This is a genomic window from Mesorhizobium sp. M0136 (genome assembly GCF_040322515.1).
GTDB lineage: Bacteria > Pseudomonadota > Alphaproteobacteria > Rhizobiales > Rhizobiaceae > Mesorhizobium.
The window spans coordinates 113,937-132,191 of sequence record NZ_JAMYTP010000012.1 but is presented as its reverse complement, the minus strand read 5'-3'; the positions used below and the strand labels follow the sequence as shown (position 1 = coordinate 132,191).

Sequence of the window (18,255 nt, the reverse complement as noted above, 5' to 3'; positions counted from 1 at the left end):
ATCAGTGCGTCGGGACGGTCGCCCCGAACAGAGCGCCTATATCCCCGTCCGATACGGGCGGCGCTAGCATGTTGCGCGAAAGCGAACGCTTTCGGGTCAGGAGACGGTCCAGCGTGACGTCGAAGGAGGCCTCGCCCAACTCCGGATGGATCGCTATAGGCAGATGGATGGTGACCGGCTTGACTTGTCCGATGCGATAACATCGGTCGTTGCACTGATCCTCAACTGCCGGATTCCACCAGCGGCTGAGATGGATGACGTGGTTCGCGGCGGTGATGGTAAGGCCGATCCCGGCCGCCTTGGGAGACAGCACCAGGAGATCGAAGCCCTTCGGCGTCTCCTGAAACCGTTTGACATATTCCTGCCGCCGGTGGCCGGGCACTTCGCCGTTGATGATCGTCGGTTCGGCGTGAAGATCGAAGAGCGTGGCGGCAACTGCGGCGAAGGCTTTCTGAACGGCGCGGTCTTCGATGAAGATCAGTGCCTTATCGCCCGCTGATTTGACTTGCCGCAAGATTTCGATCGCCCGTGTCAGCCGTGCGGATTGCCCGAGCCAAGTCGCTGCTGATTGGGTGTCATAAGGATCGACCTCCCTGGCTCCTTCGGGATGCAGGGAAATCCCGCGGAGCGCGTGGATCGCCTTCAGCATCGCCCCATGCGAGCGCTCGCCCGCCTGCGCGGCGCGAACGGCGTCCATATAGGCTTCCGCCTGCGCGCCGGGCATGTGCGTCTCGTAGGACAGGATCTTCTTTTCAGGCAGCCCCTCTATGTGGTTTTCCTTCATCCTCCGAAGCATCATCGGCGGCCCGTCGGCCTGCGGCTCGTCGAGCTTCTCCTTGAGCGCCTTGAGATTGTCCGCCTGGTCTTCGGTATGCGCCTCGGAAAATCTCTTGAGATCGCCAAGAAATCCGGGCGCCACGCGGTCCATGATACACCACAGATCCTCGAGCCGGTTCTCGATGGGCGTTCCCGTCAGCCCCAATACGAAATCGGCGTTCATCGCCTTGGCGGCATGCGTGTTGATCGTACGTGGATCCTTCACCTTCTGCATTTCGTCGAACACCGCCACCGAATAGCCAATCCGTGCGAAGGCGCGATGATTGTCGGCAAGCGTTTCGTAAGTGGTCAGGATCCAGTCGGCGCGCCTCAAGGCATCGCTGTCGAGGGCGTCCTCGGGCGACCAGGAGTCCGTTCGTGGCCGCTTCAGCCTCTTCAAGCCCGGCCCGAACGCATCCATCCTCTCTCCCAGCGCATCCGGGGCAAGATGTTGTTCTGCCTCGGCGATCCAGTTGTTCAGAAGCGCCGTTGGTGCGACGATCAGGATCGGACCTCGCTGCAGCGGCGTCAGCGGTGCTGCTTGAGATTTCCGGTTCGCCCTGGTCCAGGCCAGAAAGCCCAAAGCCTGAAACGTTTTTCCCAAACCCATGTCGTCGGCCAACAGCACACCCGGTCGCCCTGCCACCCATGCGTTGAGCAACCATGACAATCCCGTTTGCTGGTGCGGCTTTGCCTTGGTGCTCCCCGTCAGTTCTGATGGCAGTTCAAGCGGAATGGATGCAACCCGCCTCGGAGCAGCAAGCACATAGTCGGCATCTTCCAGATTCTGCCTGATGAGAAGGACTTGCCGGTCGTCTTGTGCCAGAACCTCATCCCTTGCGGTCTGGCCGGGTTCTTCCTCCGTTGAGTCGATGCCGACCGGGGCAGAATCAACTGGCCCAACGTGAGCAAGCGCGCCCTCGACTTCGGATACGGAATAGTCCGTCCCCATAACGGGGACGGTCTCGTGTCCTTCGACCTTGGCGGCCTGAACCTGATGCGACAGCTGCTCCACGCCCTCCTGGCTGAAGATGAGGGTCTTGTCGCGCAGCTTCAGCGCGAAACCTTCGGGCAGCCACTGACCCGCCTTGTTCTGCAACCAGGGAAGCGCTGGCCTTTCCCACACGCCGAGGCCGAGAACGCGTTCGGAATATTGTTGTGTCTCGACAAAAAGCGAAGCTGCGACGGCATCGGCCGCCTCCCCGCTCAATGCTTCTGCGAGCGCCGGTCGAGGGTTGCGGATAAAGGCCCGTCGCGCTTCCCGTGGAGCGGAACGCATCATTCGGACCACATCCAGCGCCTGCTTCAGGTCAGGATCGAGGACGACGAAGACATTGCGCCCAAGGACGTAGGCATTGTGGGTGCGGCCGCTGGCCTCGTAACGTTCGGAAACGAATTTCTGTTGCAGTGCCGGCGGCAGAAGCGCGTCGGCAATCTCGTCGCGAAGCTTTCCCGTTGGTTCGTCCTCATCACCTTCGGCGGCAGGCGCCACGTCCTCGAGAGTTGCCGCCTTGCCTCGGCTCATCAGGACGGGTGTGAAGTCGGGGCCGTTTGACGTCTCCCTGACATCGAGCGCGAAGGACCCGGCCTGATAGATCGTAAGGCTGGAGAGATATTGATCAGAATTGACCTCAAGTCCCGTGCTCTCGCGTAACGCTTCCTGTACCGGTTGCCACAGACCGATACGGGCTTCGATCGGTTGCCCTGCGCTCGCATTGTAGGATTCGATAGCCTCCGTTAGTCGGAACAATGCCCCAGTCAGTCTCCCAGTGTCTTCGCCGACAGACACGAAGGCTCCAGTTCGGGTCCCGAGAACGGGCCGAGTATTCGCGTCGTACCAGCGAACGCGGATTCGTCCAGTCGCCGAATCAATCCTGTCCTCGAAAGAGAGCGTTGCCGAGAGACGGGCCAACGGAGCTATTCCAAGCGTGCTGGCGATCGATGCCGGCAATCCAGTCACGGCAGCGTGGGACAACACGACCGAAGCCGGCTCTTCGCGAGCCTCCTGTCTGGCCGCCGCCGACAAGATCATGCGCGCCGCGACGGACTCAGTGCCGCTGAAGGTTTCCCACTGCGCCGGCGGGACAGTTCTTCGTCCAAGCAATCCCTTCTGCTGCGCTTCTACATGGACGCCGTCCGGCGCAACGCGCGTGCGGAAAACAATCCTCATCCCTTTACCTTGTAGCTTGACGAGGGGATTCGAATGCCAGTCATCTGGTGGATCTTGTTGGCCACTTTTGATTGCCAGCTATTCGCGCCATCATGCGGCCAGTGAGTCACGGCGAAGATAGAATGTTGGAGAGAATCGTTGCCGTACGACCGTACTGCGTCCGGAACATACGAACGCCCGTAAAGCCTTGGGGCGGTGCGATCCTCTGTGTCATTCCATACGTGGCATTTTCCGTTGTGACTCCATTCGGCAACTACTCCGCGCCCAATGCGCAAGAGCAGAACGGCATGGCCCGATTGAACAGAGCCATCAAAAGTGGCGAAGGAAACCTCTTTTCCAAAGGCCCGTCGGGCCGCTCGGGCACCGGATGCGTCAAAGATAACCCAAGCTTCGGAAATGAGTTCGGCCCTGTAGATAGCTTCCCAGAAGGCTCGTCGATAGACCCACATCCGTTCGAGCGCGACCTCGTCGACGATATCAAGGAACTGTCGTAGCGACTGCTCGGTCAGCCATCGGCGAACGATGTCAGCCGCTCCAGGCATCCGCGACCATCGCGCGCCCGGCAGCCGCGGATCCTTGAACAGTTCGAGGAGCAGCGAAAGGTAGTGGTCTCGAACCTGTTTCGCGGGCAGGACGGTGCCAAAGGGAAGCACCAGCGCGTTCGCTACGAGAGGCGCATGCTCCTCGAAGATGAGCCCACCATGCCGGTCAAGCGCAAGGTTCTTGACGATTGCCAGTCGGGTGTCGGCGTGAAGTCCGGTGTCGGTAGCAAGCTGCGACAGCGCTTCCGTGGCGCAGGCACGCGCATAGCCCGATCGCGAGTCGAGGGCGCCAAGTCCGCCCTTCTGCAAGACGACTGTAGGCGAGACGCCATCTGTCAGTGCGCGGCGGCTAATATTGCGCGGTCCGGTCCGCCAGTCGAACAGGTCATGTTCGTCGTGAAGGTCGGACCATGGCCGACCCAACCCGCTCGCAAGCCGGCCGAGCGCGGCAGACGCTTCCGCTATTCCGTTACGACCAGGTGCGAAGGCCGAGAGGAAAGACGACGCCAAGGCGCGGCCGGGCGGTTTGCGGCCACAGTTTTCAATACGAGCAAGCGTGCCTTTGAGGATGTCGCTGTGATCGGATAGGGCGGGAGTGGTCATCCAAAGGCACCACGCTGCATCACGAAGTTCACGCATGGTTACGTCCGACCCGACGCTCAGGCGATTGAGAAATATCCGCGCCAGCTCGTCGTAATCCTTCGCGTCACGCCGGAAGGCCTGCCCATCAATACCACTGACCCGTTCAGCTGCCGCTTCCACGGCCGGAACATCCCGGAGTTTCGGGGAGGTGAGTGGGCGCGCCTTCAACTGCTGAATTGCTTCCTTCAGATGGCTCACGGCGCACCTCCGATCGCGTCCATCAGGATCTTAATCTCTCCTTGCATGTCGTCTGTCTGTTTGCGTAACTGCTCCAGCCGTCCGCGATTGTCGCTTTCCATGACGAAACGCAAGTCGATGCGCCGATTGGCAGCCCGAGCGTCGGTTGTATCTGACTTGTCTGCGGGGCGCGTCGAGGAGTAACCGGAGACAGATAAGATTTCCTGGTCGTTGCTATTCGAGAAAGTTCTCAGCTCAGGAGCACTTGCGATTATTTTCTTGAATGTTTCCGAAGCGCGGGCGGTGGATAGCCGCCAGTTGTTCTGGTCGATGCCGGTGACGTCGGTGTGCCCTTCAATGAAGACGGTCTCAATGGCAGGCGTGTTGGTGTCGCGACATGTGCGTGCACCATCTTCCATTTTGCATGCAACATAGTCGACAAGCACCTCCCGAAGGATTTGTGCGATTGTCTCTACGTTTCGTTCAGCCTGACCCCTCAATGTCGACTCATCTGAGCCAAACTGGACGGCATTTTCAGTTATCCGAAGGACATCGCTCTTAGGACTGATCACCACTTCAATATTTCGACTGGCAAGCTGGTCCCGGATGCGCTCCAGCAACGTGCGTCGAGCGACCGCCGCATCGTCCATCGCCGCGATGTGACGGCGCACCTCGATCTGCAGCTCGTCGACCTTTCTCGCCGCTTGCCTCGCCGCCTCCAGCGCAACCTGCTGCATGTCCGTCTTCGTCCGGAAATCGAGGGCGAACACCATGAGCATAATGATGAAAATGAACAGGACGCCGACCATCATGTCGGTCATCGAAACGAAATAGTTTTCGCCTTCTTCGGCGGCTGCGTGAGAATCTTCCTCGACAATCATTCACGCAGCGTCCTATTCAGCGGCCAGCGGTAGCAACGCCATCCGCAATCGATCGACTTCCTCGCTCAACGCAGTAGTGTTGTCGTTCATGTCCGTCAGGAGCGGGTTTAGTTTGTCGATAGCGTTCGCGAAGCCGGCGTCGATTTGCTGTACCCGCTGCGCGATGACTTCTCCTTGATCCTGCGCGGCCTTGGCGAGGCCCTCGACGGCGCCGGCAAGGCTCTTGTCAACGTTTTCGAAGCGTTCGCCATAAGATGCCCAGGCCGATGCCAGACGATCGTGGTGCTGCGTCAGCGCATCGGCCAGGGAGCGCGACGCGGCCTGGCCCGCCTCCATAGCAGCTACCGAGGACGCAACCGCTTCCGCCATTTTGTCGGTCGCGCCCGCGATGCGTTCGCCGGACTGGATCAGCGGCGCTGAAGCCGTGCGAACATCCTGGGCCGTCCGCTGGAACGCATCGGCCACGGCGCGCGATTGGTCGGTCGCCTCCCTCACCGCATTGCCCTGCGCGACAAGCGTCGTTTCGGTCCCGCGCATGGCCGCGGCGAAGCGCTCGATCTCTTCGCGGATGGTGGCAAGCGCTCCTCCAAGCCCATCGCGCAGCGCCTTGGCGGCCTCCGCCGATGCACCGCCAATTGCTTCCGCTGCGCCCGCCTGCGCCGCGGCGACCCGCTCGCGCGTTTCCTCGAGTTGCTTCGACAATCCGTCCTGGAAGCCGCCAAGCCCGTTGTTGAAGCTCGATACCTGCCCTTCAAGCCGTTCGAAAACTCTCCCCATTGCTTCTTCGAGGCGCGCGGATGCGCCGGACGCGGCTTGGCCAAGGCTCTCGTCGACCTTGCGGTTCGCCTGCTCCATGGTCTCTCGCAACGCGGCGACCACCTCGACCATGGCGACGCGGCTCTGTTCTGAACTGGAGCCGAGCCTGTCGCCGGCATCCGAAACGAGCCGATTGAGATTCTCGGCCGCCTCCGACAGTCTACGGCCAAAATCGGCTCCGCTGCCGTGGATTCCGCGCTGTGCTTCAGCCAACGCGCCTTGCATCGACTGGAGCGTGGATGCCAGTTCACGTAGTTCGGTGCCAGCGCCCCCCTGAACGCTCTCGCTGAACCGGGTGACGAGTTCTGCCACGCCGGATTGGCTGTTGTCGGAAAGCTTTCCAACGGCGTGGTCAATGCTTGCGGTCACCGGCGCAATGGCGCTCGCGAAGGCGCTTTGGATTTGCGGCGAAAGGTTCTCGCCCATGCGAGCGAAGAAGTCGGCGGAGTTGATCTGCTTCAGCTCGGTGAGTTGCCCCGCCAGCGTCTCGTTCATCTCCACGGAAATCGCCTGAGGCGCGGTGTAGCGAAGCTTCCGCTCCACGGCCGAGCAGAATTTGTCGAAGGCGGATTCGATCACCGAAAGATTGAGTTTGAACCAGAAGGACAAGAAAATCGACGCGCCGAGGCCCGCGATCGAGGTCGCGAATTTGAATGTCGCCACCTGGAGCAGTTCACGTGTCGCAACCTGCATCGCTTCCGCGGTCTCGCTATTCACCGCCGTAGCCGCCTTGTTCAACGCAAGCACCAGGCCGACAAACGTCAACAGCAAGCCGATGCCGACGAAATAGCCGGGGATGCTGCCGACGAGCTTCAACCCGAGAAGATGTTCTCGCGCGACCGACATGTTGATGAAGGCCTGGGGGCGCACCGTGTTGCGATAGACGCCGCCTTCGTCCTTCGGCGAAACAAGCGTCTCGTCGAACTCTTTCCACGCGTGGCCCAGAAGCGGGTGCAATTCCAGCCGCTTGTGCATGGACGGATAGGATTTGGCGAAATCGGCCATATCCTTCGTTTTCTGTATGCGACGCCGGATGCCGAAGATGGCAAGCGAGATCAAGAACGTGTGCATGATGGTGAAAGCGACCGCCAGGGCCACCGCGAACGCAACCAGCCCGGTAGCCAGGGCGAAGGCGAAACCTTGAGTGCTGACGCCTCTCAGATCTCCGTTGCCCGCTTCAACGAGCGTCGCCCAAATCAGATCAACATCCAGCCAGGCAAAAGTGTCGGCGAGTCCCGATAGCGTCGCGAGAGCAATCGCCCAAAATAGTACGAACCGTACGGCGCTGTTCCACAGCAGCTTCGATGCGAAAATAGACATTGCGACCCCCGAACCCGTCCCTACCAATACACCCCAAGGGAAAAGTCGGCGATCTTTTTAAGTGAAGTCTGGATCGGCGGGTGAATATTGTGAATGGCGTTGCCAAATTGTCCCGCTGCCGTTGCTCTTGCTACTGGCTAATAGGCGGCATCGGGAAGGGATCCCTTCGCCTGTTTCGGCGCGGCTACCGCTTACCTGACCGCACGGGACATGATTGCCGGTGCGGTCCCAATGACAACCAGCCTCGTGCCGGCAATCAGCCCCGCCTCGCGGTCTCGCTGACGGAAGATCGCGCATAGGTCGCGGCGAAGATGGCGTCGCTCAGCCATCTCCGGAAATCGTCGTTGTCGCTGAACTGTTTGAACAGCATCCCGTCATCCTTCATGCGCCCGACGATCACCTTCTGCAGGGCGCGGTCGTGTTCGAGCCGGGCTGAATCCTTGTCGGAATTGGCCCGAGCGTTCTGATAGGACTGATCCGCGGCAACCTGGTTAGGAATTTCCTCAGTGATGAGGCGGCGAATTCGGTCCTGGTCCTCCCATTCGACGCCACCCCACATCGCGTTGAATGTCTCGATGATGTTCGAAAGGCGGTCGAGTTCCGGTTCGAGGGCATGTCCGCCGCCGCCCTCCGTCGCAGGGTCGATCTCACCCTCGGCGTCTGCCAGCTGGACTTTCTGGATGGCGCGCTTTTCGACGCGGTAGCTTTCCATGTCGATCGCCTCGAGGACACCTTTGGAAAGGTCTTCCTCCTTGGGGGCCGGCAACTTCGGGATGAGGAAGTTCAGGAAGATCGACAGTTTCTCCCACGCGGCGTATGTGTAGGGCAGGATCGCGGACAAAAATCCAAAGGTGCGCACAAACGCCTTTGCATTGCCCTTGAACCCGACTTGCTGGTCCTCGTCGAACTCTCCGACATAGGTTGCCACACAGGAATCCAGGATCGGGTCCAATTGGTCCCGATCGGCGCCGTCGAGATAAAGACGAGCCAGGGTTTCGACCGACTGAGCGTCGTAGACGAGTGCGCCGTCCAGCGCCGCTTTGAGGTCGTGAAGTTTGTTCGGATCGGTTTCATCGCTGAGGATCGTGGTGCGGTAGTACGGCTCGAACGCGGCCCTGATCCCTTCGACATCATTCATGAAATCCAGCACGAAGACGTCGTGCTTCCGGGGATGCGCCCGGTTCAAACGCGAGAGCGTCTGCACCGCCTTCACGCCCGACAGGGCTTTGTCGACGTACATGGTGTGAAGCAACGGCTGGTCGTAGCCGGTCTGGAACTTGTCGGCGCAGATCAGGAAGCGATATGGATCCTGTTCGATCCGTTCCGGAATGTCTTTCGAGGGAAAGCCATTCAGCGTCGCCTCCGTTATCTTCGCGCCGCCATACTCGTGCTCGCCGGAAAAGGCGATGATCGCCCGATGGGAACTCTTGCGTTCGGCAAGGTAGGCCTTGAACGCATGGTAGTACTGAATGGCGCGCTCGATGCCGCTCGTCACCACCATCGCCCGCGCTTCGCCGCCGATCTTTCCCAGCGCCAGCACCTGCTCGTGAAAGTGGTCGACCATGATCTCGGCCTTCAGCCGAATCGCATGGTCATGGCTCTCGACATAGCGGCGCAGCTTCTTGGATGCCCGCTTGGTGTCGAACTCAGGATCGGCCTCCACCGTCTTGATCAGGTGATAGTAGCTGTCGACCGGCGTATAGTGCTCGAGCACGTCGAGGATGAATCCTTCCTGCACCGCCTGCTTCATGGTGTAGCTGTGGAACGGCAGATGACGGATCCGGTCGCCCTCCGGCGCGGGCAATCCAAAAAGCTCCAGCGTCTTGTTCTTGGGCGTGGCGGTGAAGGCAAAATAGCTGGCGTTAGCCAGCATCTTCTTCGCCTCCATCAAACTGTTGATCTGGTCCTCGAAGGATTCGCCGTCCTCGTCGTCACCCGGCCGGGCGAGCGCCTGACTCATCGCCGACGCGGTCTTTCCGCCTTGGCTCGAATGGGCCTCGTCGATGATAATAGCGAAGCGGCGGTCCCGGTGCTCGCCGCCGATGTCGTCCAGGATGAACGGAAACTTCTGCACCGTAGTGATGATGATCTTTTTTCCGGTTTCGATAAAGCGCCGGAGGTCGCCGGAGCGGTCGGCATGGCCGACGGTCGAGCCGACCTGCATGAAGCCACGGATAGTCTGATTGATCTGGTCATCGAGAATACGCCTATCAGTGACGACGATAACGGTATCGAAGACCTGCGCGCCCTGATGCTTCAAGCCGACGAGCTGATGCGACAGCCACGCGATCGAGTTGGATTTGCCGCTGCCGGCCGAATGCTGGATCAGGTAGCGGTAGCCAGCGCCGTGCTCGCCGGCATGAGCCAGCAACTTCCGAACCACGTCGAGCTGGTGATAGCGGGGGAAGACCTGGTCACGCTTCTTGCGCCCGGTCCTCGGGTCCTTCAGTTCGACGATCTGGGCGTAGTTCTCTAGGATATTGGTCAGGCTGTCGGGCCGCAGGATTCGCTTCCAGAGATAATCGGTCTTCAATCCGTCCGGATTGGGCGGGTTGCCGGCGCCATCGTTCCAGCCCTTGTTGAAGGGCAGGAACCAGGGCCCTTTGCCAGTCAGCTTCGGGCAGAAGCGCACCTCCGCGTCATCGACGGCGAAATGGGCGAGACAGCGGCCGAATTCGAACAAACGTTCGCGCGGGTCACGGTCGGTCTGGTACTGCCTGACGGCGTCGGCTACCGTCTGCTTGGTCAGGCTGTTCTTCAATTCGAACGTGAACAGTGGAAGGCCATTGAGGAATATGGCCAGGTCCAAGGCCAGAGCCTTTTCATCTTTCGAGTAGCGCAGTTGCCGTGTGACGCTGAACCGGTTCTGGGCGTTCAGCGCTTCGGCCTTCGTGTTTCCAGGCGAGGCCGAACCATAGAATAGTTCGAGATGTGCAGGGCCATGGCTCACGCCGTGGCGCAGAACATCGACGACGCCGCGCCGGCTGATTTCGCCCTGCAATCGGCTCAGGAACTTGCGCCGGGCCGGGCCGTCCGCACCGAGATCGAGCGCTTCAGCCGCTTCCGGCTGCGTCGCCCTGAGAAAGCCCGTCATCTGCCTGAGGTCGACGGCGTAGTCGCGATCGAAGTCCGTCGGGTCGCCGAGCCGATAGGCGTTCAGGCCGACAAATGGCTCCGGCGTTTCCTGAAAGCCGCCTTTCATCTCTTCCACGGTCCGCCCGGCGAGCGCCGCGCAGATCAGGTTCTCCAGGCCGCGCTCGCTGGTGTCGGTCTTCATCAGGCGGCAAGCCACCCCTTCGAGTTCAGCGTGTGGAAGGCGATGCCGACCTGTCGTGGCGAGAAGCGCCGCTTTCGATCGCTCCAGGAATAAACCTTCGCGACAGCCTCCTCGGCATCCTTCGCCTGCTCGTGGGTGGCCACCCAGTGAACGGTCGTGAGCAGCTCCAGCCCGAAGGGGGTCTCGAATCCTTCAACCAGCTTTCCTACGCGTTCGAAACGGCTGACCGTGTCTTGGCTGCTCGCCAGGAATGCTTCCGCGTCCTTCGTGGCGCCGGGCACGAGTTCGAGTTGCTTGTCTGGCGCATCGCCGCCGTCCGCATAGCCCGATACAAGGTGCCCTTCGACCGAACGGAGCACATGGCGGAGATTCTCGGCATAGGGTCCGTAAGGGCCCTTCACGTATCGAAGATTAAGGGGCTCTCCGGCCTCCTGCATGAAATACATGAGCTTGTGCACTTCGAGGAGCGTGACGAACGGGTCCATAAGCCCGCCCAGATAGCGATGCATCAAGGCGACGAGCGCGGCACGCCCGGGGGTCATGGACGGAACCTCGCGCGAGGTCGTCGAAACCGGGGCGCTATTGGGCTCGAATACGATCACGTCGAGACCGTCGATCGCGCTCAATGCGGCTTCGATGCGCGGGCGCACGTCGGCCCAGTTCAGACCACCGAGGCCGCTTCCCAGTGGAGGAATAGCAATTGAGCGAATGCCACGCCTGCGAATCTCTTCGACAAGCGCCCGGAGGCCGGAGTCGATATCTTCCATCCGACTCTTGCCACGCCAGTGTCGCTTGGTCGGGAAGTTGATGATGTATTTGGGGTTCGTGAGGGTTCGGGTCTCAAACACGAACATCTTGCCGGGCTGCACTTCTTCACGCGCGCAAGCGGCGGCATAAGCCTTGAAGTTCTCCGGGAAGTCGTTCTTGAACTGGAGGGCGATCCCGCGCCCCATGATCCCGACACAGTTGACCGTGTTGACGAGCGCCTCGGCATTCGCCCTCAGGATATCTCCCGTTCTGAACTCGATCATCGCCATCCCTCTTAGTAATACCATCCTCTTTGTATTTCTATAATCGGCCGATGCGCCGCGCCCTGCATTGCCGTCGAAACCTTTTGCACGATACTTTGGGAATGAACGCCGATCCTCTCGACAAGGTCCCATGGGAAGAACTGCTCCACAAGGAATTCAGCCTGCTTGCCTTCCTTGATGTCGGCGGGACGAAAATCGGTCGCCGCCACCGCCTGCCAGTTGACGTCTCCCAACTGAACCAGTTGCGCGCGAAATTGCGTATAGACGGCTCCGGCATTCGACAGCGAGAACGCCCACCGTCGTCCGTTCTCCTCCGCCCACTGAACGACCCGGTGTAGATCAGCCTCCAGATGCACGATTGGTTGTTGTCCACCACGATAGGTAAGTTCGGGATGGTTCGCGCAGTGGATCACGTACAACATAATAGATCGCGAACAAAAATAGAACGGGATAAAATCGCCCACATGCACACCGTCATGGCAGGAGACCGGCAGAGACAGCCGCCGCTGCTTGATGCTGCCCATGCCGATGACGGTTCCGCCTTGCCGCTGCACCATGACGGAATCGGAGCAAAGCCCTCCGTCAGCGACAATCGATGCGAGATTGTCGACGTGGACAATGTGATAGATCTTGGGTTGGGCGGGAACGGGCAACCTCAGGCAGCCTCCTCGTTCTCGGCGTCGTCGAACGCTTCCTCCAGGTCTTCGTCGTCACCCAGCTCTTCGAGAAGTTCGCGGTCGGTGGCCTCCGGCAGGCCGGCAGCGAGCGCCCGCACGTCGAGCTTGCCGGTGACGACATCGGCGGCTAGGCGGGTGTAATATTCCCGGAAAAAACTGATTTCGGATCGCGCAGTTTCCATAGTTCGATCAAGAGCCTGGACGCTCAATTCAATTGACGCGACAATTGCATCTTGCTGCGCCAGTGGTGGTACCGGAAGGACTATATCCTTCATGCGTCCCAACCCAAGGTCTTGGTTTGTCGCTCCACGTGTGAGCAGCTGCGATTGCTCGTAACACTTGGGTGAGTTCAGAGCCAATGCGAGGAACTTCGGTCGTATCTTGTCCTCTCTTAATTTCAGAACTGCGATGTGGACCCAAACCTGAAAACGGAAATCACGGTCCACCGCAAGAGCAACGCCAGTTGTCCCGCCCTTGGTGTAGAGAACATCGCCCACTTCTGGTTTGATACGCCGACAGAACTCAAGATAATCAGATTCCGAGATGAACTTTTCAGTTCCGAGATTCCATTCGTTCGGCCGAATATTCCGCGCAGAAAGGAATGGAATTCCGCCGCCTTGGTATTCAGGCGAGTGATGTGGGCCGTCAACCGCTCTCGTGATGACTCTCCGCATCGGCAACAACTGCCAACGCTCAGGTAATTCAGGGAACCAAGGATTGCCAGTCGTGATGAATCGGGAGGGTTGATCGACGCCGGCTGAGACGGCCCGGTGGATGATGGCCTGTTTCTGCTCGTTCAGGAGCGCGATCATTTTCTGCTTAGCGCGGATCAGCTTCGAGGTATGGACGCCGTGCCAGTCCAGAAACCTCGCGATCAATCGCTGCTCGTCTATGGATGGTTGAATGAAGGGGATGTTGAGAAAATCCGGCGGGTAGAGCCGCAACCTTGAGGTGGTGATACCGCGTGAACCGCGGACGTATTCGGCGCGATAAATTTCGGTTCTAAGCAGGTAGTCGAGAAATTTCGGCTCAAACCGATCCGCTACTCGCGAGCGATAGACCGCGTATGCTGGACTGACGATACCAACGTGGCGGCTGACGCCGATGGCGGCCATCCACGCCCACATCGTGTTCACGACGATGTCGCCGGGGTTGCAAACCTTATGGCCTACGTAGCTTTCGGCCATGAACATCGTAATGTTTTTCTGGCTGCGCGGCGTGACTCCTGTCTTATGCGAAACGGAAAGCAGTTCCTCGTCACCCTGCTCTGACCGATCGTCAGCTTCGTAGAACGAATATTTGGCTCGATGTATTTCCCAATGCGCCGGCACCGCCCCCAGCCACCGCAGGCCGGACGGGTTCATGTCCGGATAGGGCTTCAGTCCTTCGATCATGCGGCGCGCGCCTGCTCGCCCGCGCGCGCTTTCAGTATGTCCTCGAACCACAGGATCGCCGCCTCGCCATCCTTTCGCGTCACGTCGGTCACGGTGCGGCTGTGGCGGATGTTGTTGCGCAAGCCGGCGAGCTGGTCGAAGCGTCCGATCAATCCCGGCTTAGTTCCGAACCAGGATTCGAAGACCGTCCACAATCCGGCGCCACAAAGCGCCTCCTGCGTCTCGCGCAAGTCGGCATACTCCAGCCGCCGGGTCAGCGACTTCATCTCCTCAGGATCGAGCGCCGGATTCTTCTTCAGTTCGCCCTTGATGCGATCGTCGATCTTGACCAGCACATGCGGCGGCAGGCGTGAAGCATCCCCGCCGCTGGCCGTGGCGATTGCCGCGCGTAGGGCCAGCTCGATCTTCTCCATGCGTTCGTCGAGCGCACGCAAGTCGGGCGGCAGGTCCAATCTACCCTTAACAAGCAAGCTTTCGATCGCGGCGGTCAGCGTCTTCTGGCGTTCCGTAATGAAGGCTTCGTAGTCGGCCGGCGTGAAGGGATTGCGCAACAGAATGTCGAGCGCAGCGGGACTGACGAAGTGCGAGGCCATGATCTTCTCGATTTCATCTCGACCGATACTCTTGATCAACTCTGGAAGGTAGGCGTTGGGCAGCCGATCCCGGATCGCTTCCCGGTTGGTGGCTGCGGTCAGCGGGGTCCGGTTGAGGATTGTGTGGCCGAGTTGTCCGGACAGATTCTTCAGCCCCCATGACGACGGTACGATATGGTGGTCGTCGAGTTCGTCGGGCTGCGGAACATTGCCAGTGATCCAGTCGCGCGCGCCCTGGATCACAAGCAGATTGAATACGGCGTTGTAGATCGAGGCGCCGCGCTTGGTCTCCGTGCGCAGATCGAGAGAGGCCAGCTTGGTCTTGAACTCGCCGATCAGCGGCGGCTCCGCGTCATCCTTTTCGAGCCACAGCCGCACGTCCTGGAAGTCGCGGGCACTCGTGGATTCGACCGAACCGGAATAGCGGTTCGTGAAGATGCTCGCCCAATACCAGTGGCGGAGCTTGCGGCCGCCCTTCAGCCGTTCCTCGGCCGGCAACTGCTCGACCTGGTTCAGCAGCGCGGCGAACACAGGCAGGATCGAGACGTAAGGCAGATACCCGGCGCTGGTGACGCCGAATTCCTGCGGGTGCTTGAGCCGCTTGATGGCCTTCTCCAGCGCATCCACGGCGGATTTCCAGCGAGCCTCGAAATCTTCCACGCTGGTGACGAGGGCCTCCTTTCGCAGCGTGCCGTCAGGATCGCGGAATGGCCTCTCGGTTCCGGGCAGCAGGAAATAGAGATATTTCGGCGAGCAGTAGGACTGCCGCAGGATCGACATCACCTGCAGGACGTAGACGTTCATCTTCGGCGTATCGACAAAGTCGAGGCGCTTACGGGCGTCGCGCCAGAGCTGCTTCAGCTGCAAACCCTTAGGCTTCAGCAACGCGTTCATCAGGTCGAACACGTCGAGCCTCACGCCGCGGCTATTGATCTGGGTAAAGATGTCGCAGACCTTTTCGATCTCCAACTCGCGGTCGAGTTCGACATAGGAGATCTGGAACTGCTGGGTCACTCCCTTGACGTGTTCGCCGAACGTGACCGCGTTTTCGGCATGGAGCGTGGCGGTCACGGCTCCCTCGCTGCCGGGGACGGCGTTCGCGGCCGTATCGGCCCAGTATTTGTGATAGCCCTGCACCCAGTTGGGTAGCGCCCAACCGCCGGCCCCGACCAGGCTGAACGGAAAGATGTGGTCGCGGTACTGCGCCTCGATATCTCCGAGGATTTTGGGACCCTTCCCCCAACCCCAATCGTATTGGAACGCCTCGTCATGTTCCTCGGCCATGAAGCGGTCGACATGCATGTAGTAGAAGGCCCGGTTCTTCTTTTTTGGCAAATTGATCTTAGGCGCCAGGAATGCGTAGTGCATGGCCGTGAGGCGCTGCTGGCCGTCTAGTACGATATATTCGGGCTTTCCGCTTCCCTCGTGCCCATAGACCGGCTCACAGGAAAGATCCGCGTAACTGCGGGCGCTCCCCCGCCACAGCAGCAGGCTGCCGATATAATAGTCGAGAAAGATCGACCGCATGAGTTCGCGAATGTCCCAGGGTTCCCATTCGAACTCACGCTGGAAATCGGGAATGACGTATCGGCCTTCCCGGAGCCGCTCAACCAAAGTGCTCAGGCTGATGTGATCGGGTTTCTGGGCGTCTCTCATCAGGCGGTTTCCCCCACTACTTCGGCCAGAAGGCCGTCTGTCTCACGCTCCAGCGCCAGGATGTCGGCGCGTATCTCCTCCAGCGTCCGCAGCGGCTTCGGCTTGTAGAAGTGTCGAGTGAAGCTGATCTCGTACCCGATCTGCGTCTTGTCTTTCGCCACCCACGCGTCCGGCGCATGCGGCAGAACCTCGCGTCGGACGAAGGATTCTATGCCCCCAGGCTCCGTCAAAGGCACCTGCTCGGTATCACGCAGCTCCGAATCCGGCTCATATTCCACCACGCACACACGGCCGTCGATCCTCGCCTCGCAGAAGCCATGCAGTGGGTTGGGCTGTACCTTGCCCAGCTTGTGGATGCGGCGAATGAGAGGGTGTCCTCGGTGCGAAACGCGGCCGGCTTCCTTGAACGCCTTTATCTCCTTGGCCCCATAGACCGCCTTCGGATCGATGTCTGTGACCCGCAGCGGGCGTTCCACCGTCACTTTCGAATAACCGAACGACGCATTCTCGAAAATCTTCGACTGCTCGGTCTCTTCGAAGGCGGCGAACGTGTCGAGGATTCTGCGGATGTCAAATTCCGAAAGGTCGCAATTCTTCTTGCCGAGATTCTTGCGCAGCGGCGTGAACCACTGCGTCGCGTCAATCAACTGGATTTTACCCCGGCGGTGCTTGGTTTTGCGATTGGAAAGCACCCAGACATAAGTCGCGATGCCCGTGTTGTAGAAGAGGTTGAGCGGCAGGGCGACGATCGCCTCGACCCAATCCTTCTCGATGACCCACCTGCGGATGTTGCTCTCGCCGGAACCGGCGTCGCCGGTGAAAAGAGACGAACCGTTGTGGACCTCCGCAACCCGGCTGCCCAATGTGGTGCCGGGTTTCATCTTGGAGATCAGGTTGGCCAAGAACAGCATCTGCCCGTCGCTGGACCGGGTCACGAGGCTGTATTCTGGATCGCCGTCGTGCTCGATGATAAAGCGCGGGTCCTTGATCCCGCTTTTGCCGCCCATGCGTTCCTGATCGCTTTTCCAGCTCTTCCCGTAGGGGGGATTCGAGAGCATGAAATCGAACGACTTGGCCGGAAAGGCATCGTTCGACAGGGTTGAGTGCTCTGGCCCGCCGACGAGATTGTCGGCTGCTTCGCCTTCGCCCTTCAGCAGGAAGTCGGCCTTGGCGATTGCGTAGGTTTCGGCGTTGATTTCCTGCCCGAAGAGATGCGTTGAAACCTGCTTGCCGTGCTCATCGGCGAGTTCCCGCAAGGTTTCCTCGGCAACCGTGAGCATGCCGCCGGTGCCGCAGGCGCCGTCATAGAGCATGTAGGACCCACTCTCGATTTTCTCCGCAATCGGCTCGAAGATCAGGCGCGCCATGAGCTTGACGGCGTCGCGAGGCGTCCAGTGCTCACCGGCTTCCTCGTTGTTCTCCTCGTTGAAGCGCCGAACCAGCTCTTCGAAAATCGTTCCCATCGCATGATTGTCGAGACCGGGGTGCTTTACCGAACCATCACCGTTCAGCACCGGGTTGGGGCTGACGTTGATGGACGAATCCATGAACTTTTCGATTAGCGTGCCAAGGGCATCGGCCTTGGACAAGCGCGGGATCTGATTGCGAAACTCGAAGTTCTCCAGGATTTCCTGCACGTTGGGCGAAAAGCCGTCGAGCCAGGCCTCGAAGTCGGCTTTCAACTGCTGCCGGGTGGCTCGATTGCGTAGATCGCGCAAAGTGAATCCCGACGTATTGTAGAATGCCTGGCCCGCAGCCTGACGCAGCGCCAGATCCTGGTTGTCGACCTGCGCCTTGTTGAGCGCAGCCTTCATGTCCATGACAGCGGAATTTGCGGGCTCCAGGACCGCGTCGAGCCGTCGCAATACGGTCATCGGCAGGATCACGTCCCGGTATTTGCCCCGGACATAAAGGTCTCGCAGCACGTCGTCCGCGATGCCCCAGATAAAATTGCTGATCCAGTTCAGATGCCCGTTCTGCACGCCACGCCCCCATGATTCCCACGAACTTAGCTGGTTGGGCGTGGTCAGCCAAGAAATCATTGGATGGGACAGCTATTTGCAGCTCTTATGCGAATCCGCTCCCCGACTTCGTCAAGTGTCACACCTAGCCTTCGGCCTGAACCATACGTTGCAAGCTCAATTGACTGCTGCGCCTCCTCAAATGACATCGGTCCTTCACCAATCCGGGTGACAGCTATTGTCACGATCAGTGCTTACGATTCTATTATGAGTTGGGTGGGGGAGTGAAATGAAACTTGAAG

General features: G+C 59.8%; 10 protein-coding genes. All 10 read right to left on the bottom strand.

The annotated features are described in order from the left end of the window. Nucleotide 1: 1 nt before the first annotated feature. Nucleotides 2-2,566: a DEAD/DEAH box helicase gene (locus NKJ35_RS16600; RefSeq protein ID WP_352648526.1), complete on the bottom strand. Its 2,565-nt coding sequence runs from the start codon at nucleotides 2,564-2,566 to the stop codon at nucleotides 2-4. Between the two features lie 416 nt (nucleotides 2,567-2,982). Then, nucleotides 2,983-4,368, bottom strand: a complete 1,386-nt coding sequence (locus NKJ35_RS16595) for an EH signature domain-containing protein (RefSeq protein WP_352648524.1) — start codon at nucleotides 4,366-4,368, stop codon at nucleotides 2,983-2,985. Then, nucleotides 4,365-5,228 carry an OmpA/MotB family protein gene (locus NKJ35_RS16590; protein WP_352648522.1) on the bottom strand — a complete coding sequence of 288 codons (864 nt, stop codon included), beginning with the start codon at nucleotides 5,226-5,228 and terminating at the stop codon, nucleotides 4,365-4,367. The genes NKJ35_RS16595 and NKJ35_RS16590 overlap by 4 nt, the downstream gene beginning before the upstream one ends. A 12-nt stretch (nucleotides 5,229-5,240) precedes the next feature. Next, nucleotides 5,241-7,391 carry an anti-phage ZorAB system protein ZorA gene (gene zorA, locus NKJ35_RS16585; RefSeq protein WP_352648520.1) on the bottom strand — a complete coding sequence of 717 codons (2,151 nt, stop codon included), beginning with the start codon at nucleotides 7,389-7,391 and terminating at the stop codon, nucleotides 5,241-5,243. Nucleotides 7,392-7,620: 229 nt separating this feature from the next. Continuing rightward, nucleotides 7,621-10,641, bottom strand: a complete 3,021-nt coding sequence (locus tag NKJ35_RS16580) for a type I restriction endonuclease subunit R (protein ID WP_352648518.1) — start codon at nucleotides 10,639-10,641, stop codon at nucleotides 7,621-7,623. Continuing rightward, on the bottom strand, nucleotides 10,641-11,672 hold the full coding sequence (darG, locus tag NKJ35_RS16575) for a type II toxin-antitoxin system antitoxin DNA ADP-ribosyl glycohydrolase DarG (protein ID WP_352648516.1): 1,032 nt from the start codon (nucleotides 11,670-11,672) through the stop codon (nucleotides 10,641-10,643). The genes NKJ35_RS16580 and darG overlap by 1 nt, the downstream gene beginning before the upstream one ends. 11 nt (nucleotides 11,673-11,683) lie before the next feature. Further along, nucleotides 11,684-12,325 carry a type II toxin-antitoxin system toxin DNA ADP-ribosyl transferase DarT gene (darT, locus tag NKJ35_RS16570; protein ID WP_352648514.1) on the bottom strand — a complete coding sequence of 214 codons (642 nt, stop codon included), beginning with the start codon at nucleotides 12,323-12,325 and terminating at the stop codon, nucleotides 11,684-11,686. A 2-nt stretch (nucleotides 12,326-12,327) separates the two neighbouring features. After that, nucleotides 12,328-13,743, bottom strand: a complete 1,416-nt coding sequence (locus tag NKJ35_RS16565) for a restriction endonuclease subunit S (RefSeq protein ID WP_352648512.1) — start codon at nucleotides 13,741-13,743, stop codon at nucleotides 12,328-12,330. Continuing rightward, nucleotides 13,740-15,992 carry a GmrSD restriction endonuclease domain-containing protein gene (locus tag NKJ35_RS16560; protein WP_352648509.1) on the bottom strand — a complete coding sequence of 751 codons (2,253 nt, stop codon included), beginning with the start codon at nucleotides 15,990-15,992 and terminating at the stop codon, nucleotides 13,740-13,742. Before NKJ35_RS16560 ends, NKJ35_RS16565 begins: the two co-directional genes overlap by 4 nt. Next, on the bottom strand, nucleotides 15,992-17,974 hold the full coding sequence (locus NKJ35_RS16555) for a type I restriction-modification system subunit M (RefSeq protein ID WP_352648507.1): 1,983 nt from the start codon (nucleotides 17,972-17,974) through the stop codon (nucleotides 15,992-15,994). The genes NKJ35_RS16560 and NKJ35_RS16555 overlap by 1 nt, the downstream gene beginning before the upstream one ends. Between the last annotated feature and the right edge of the window lie 281 nt (nucleotides 17,975-18,255).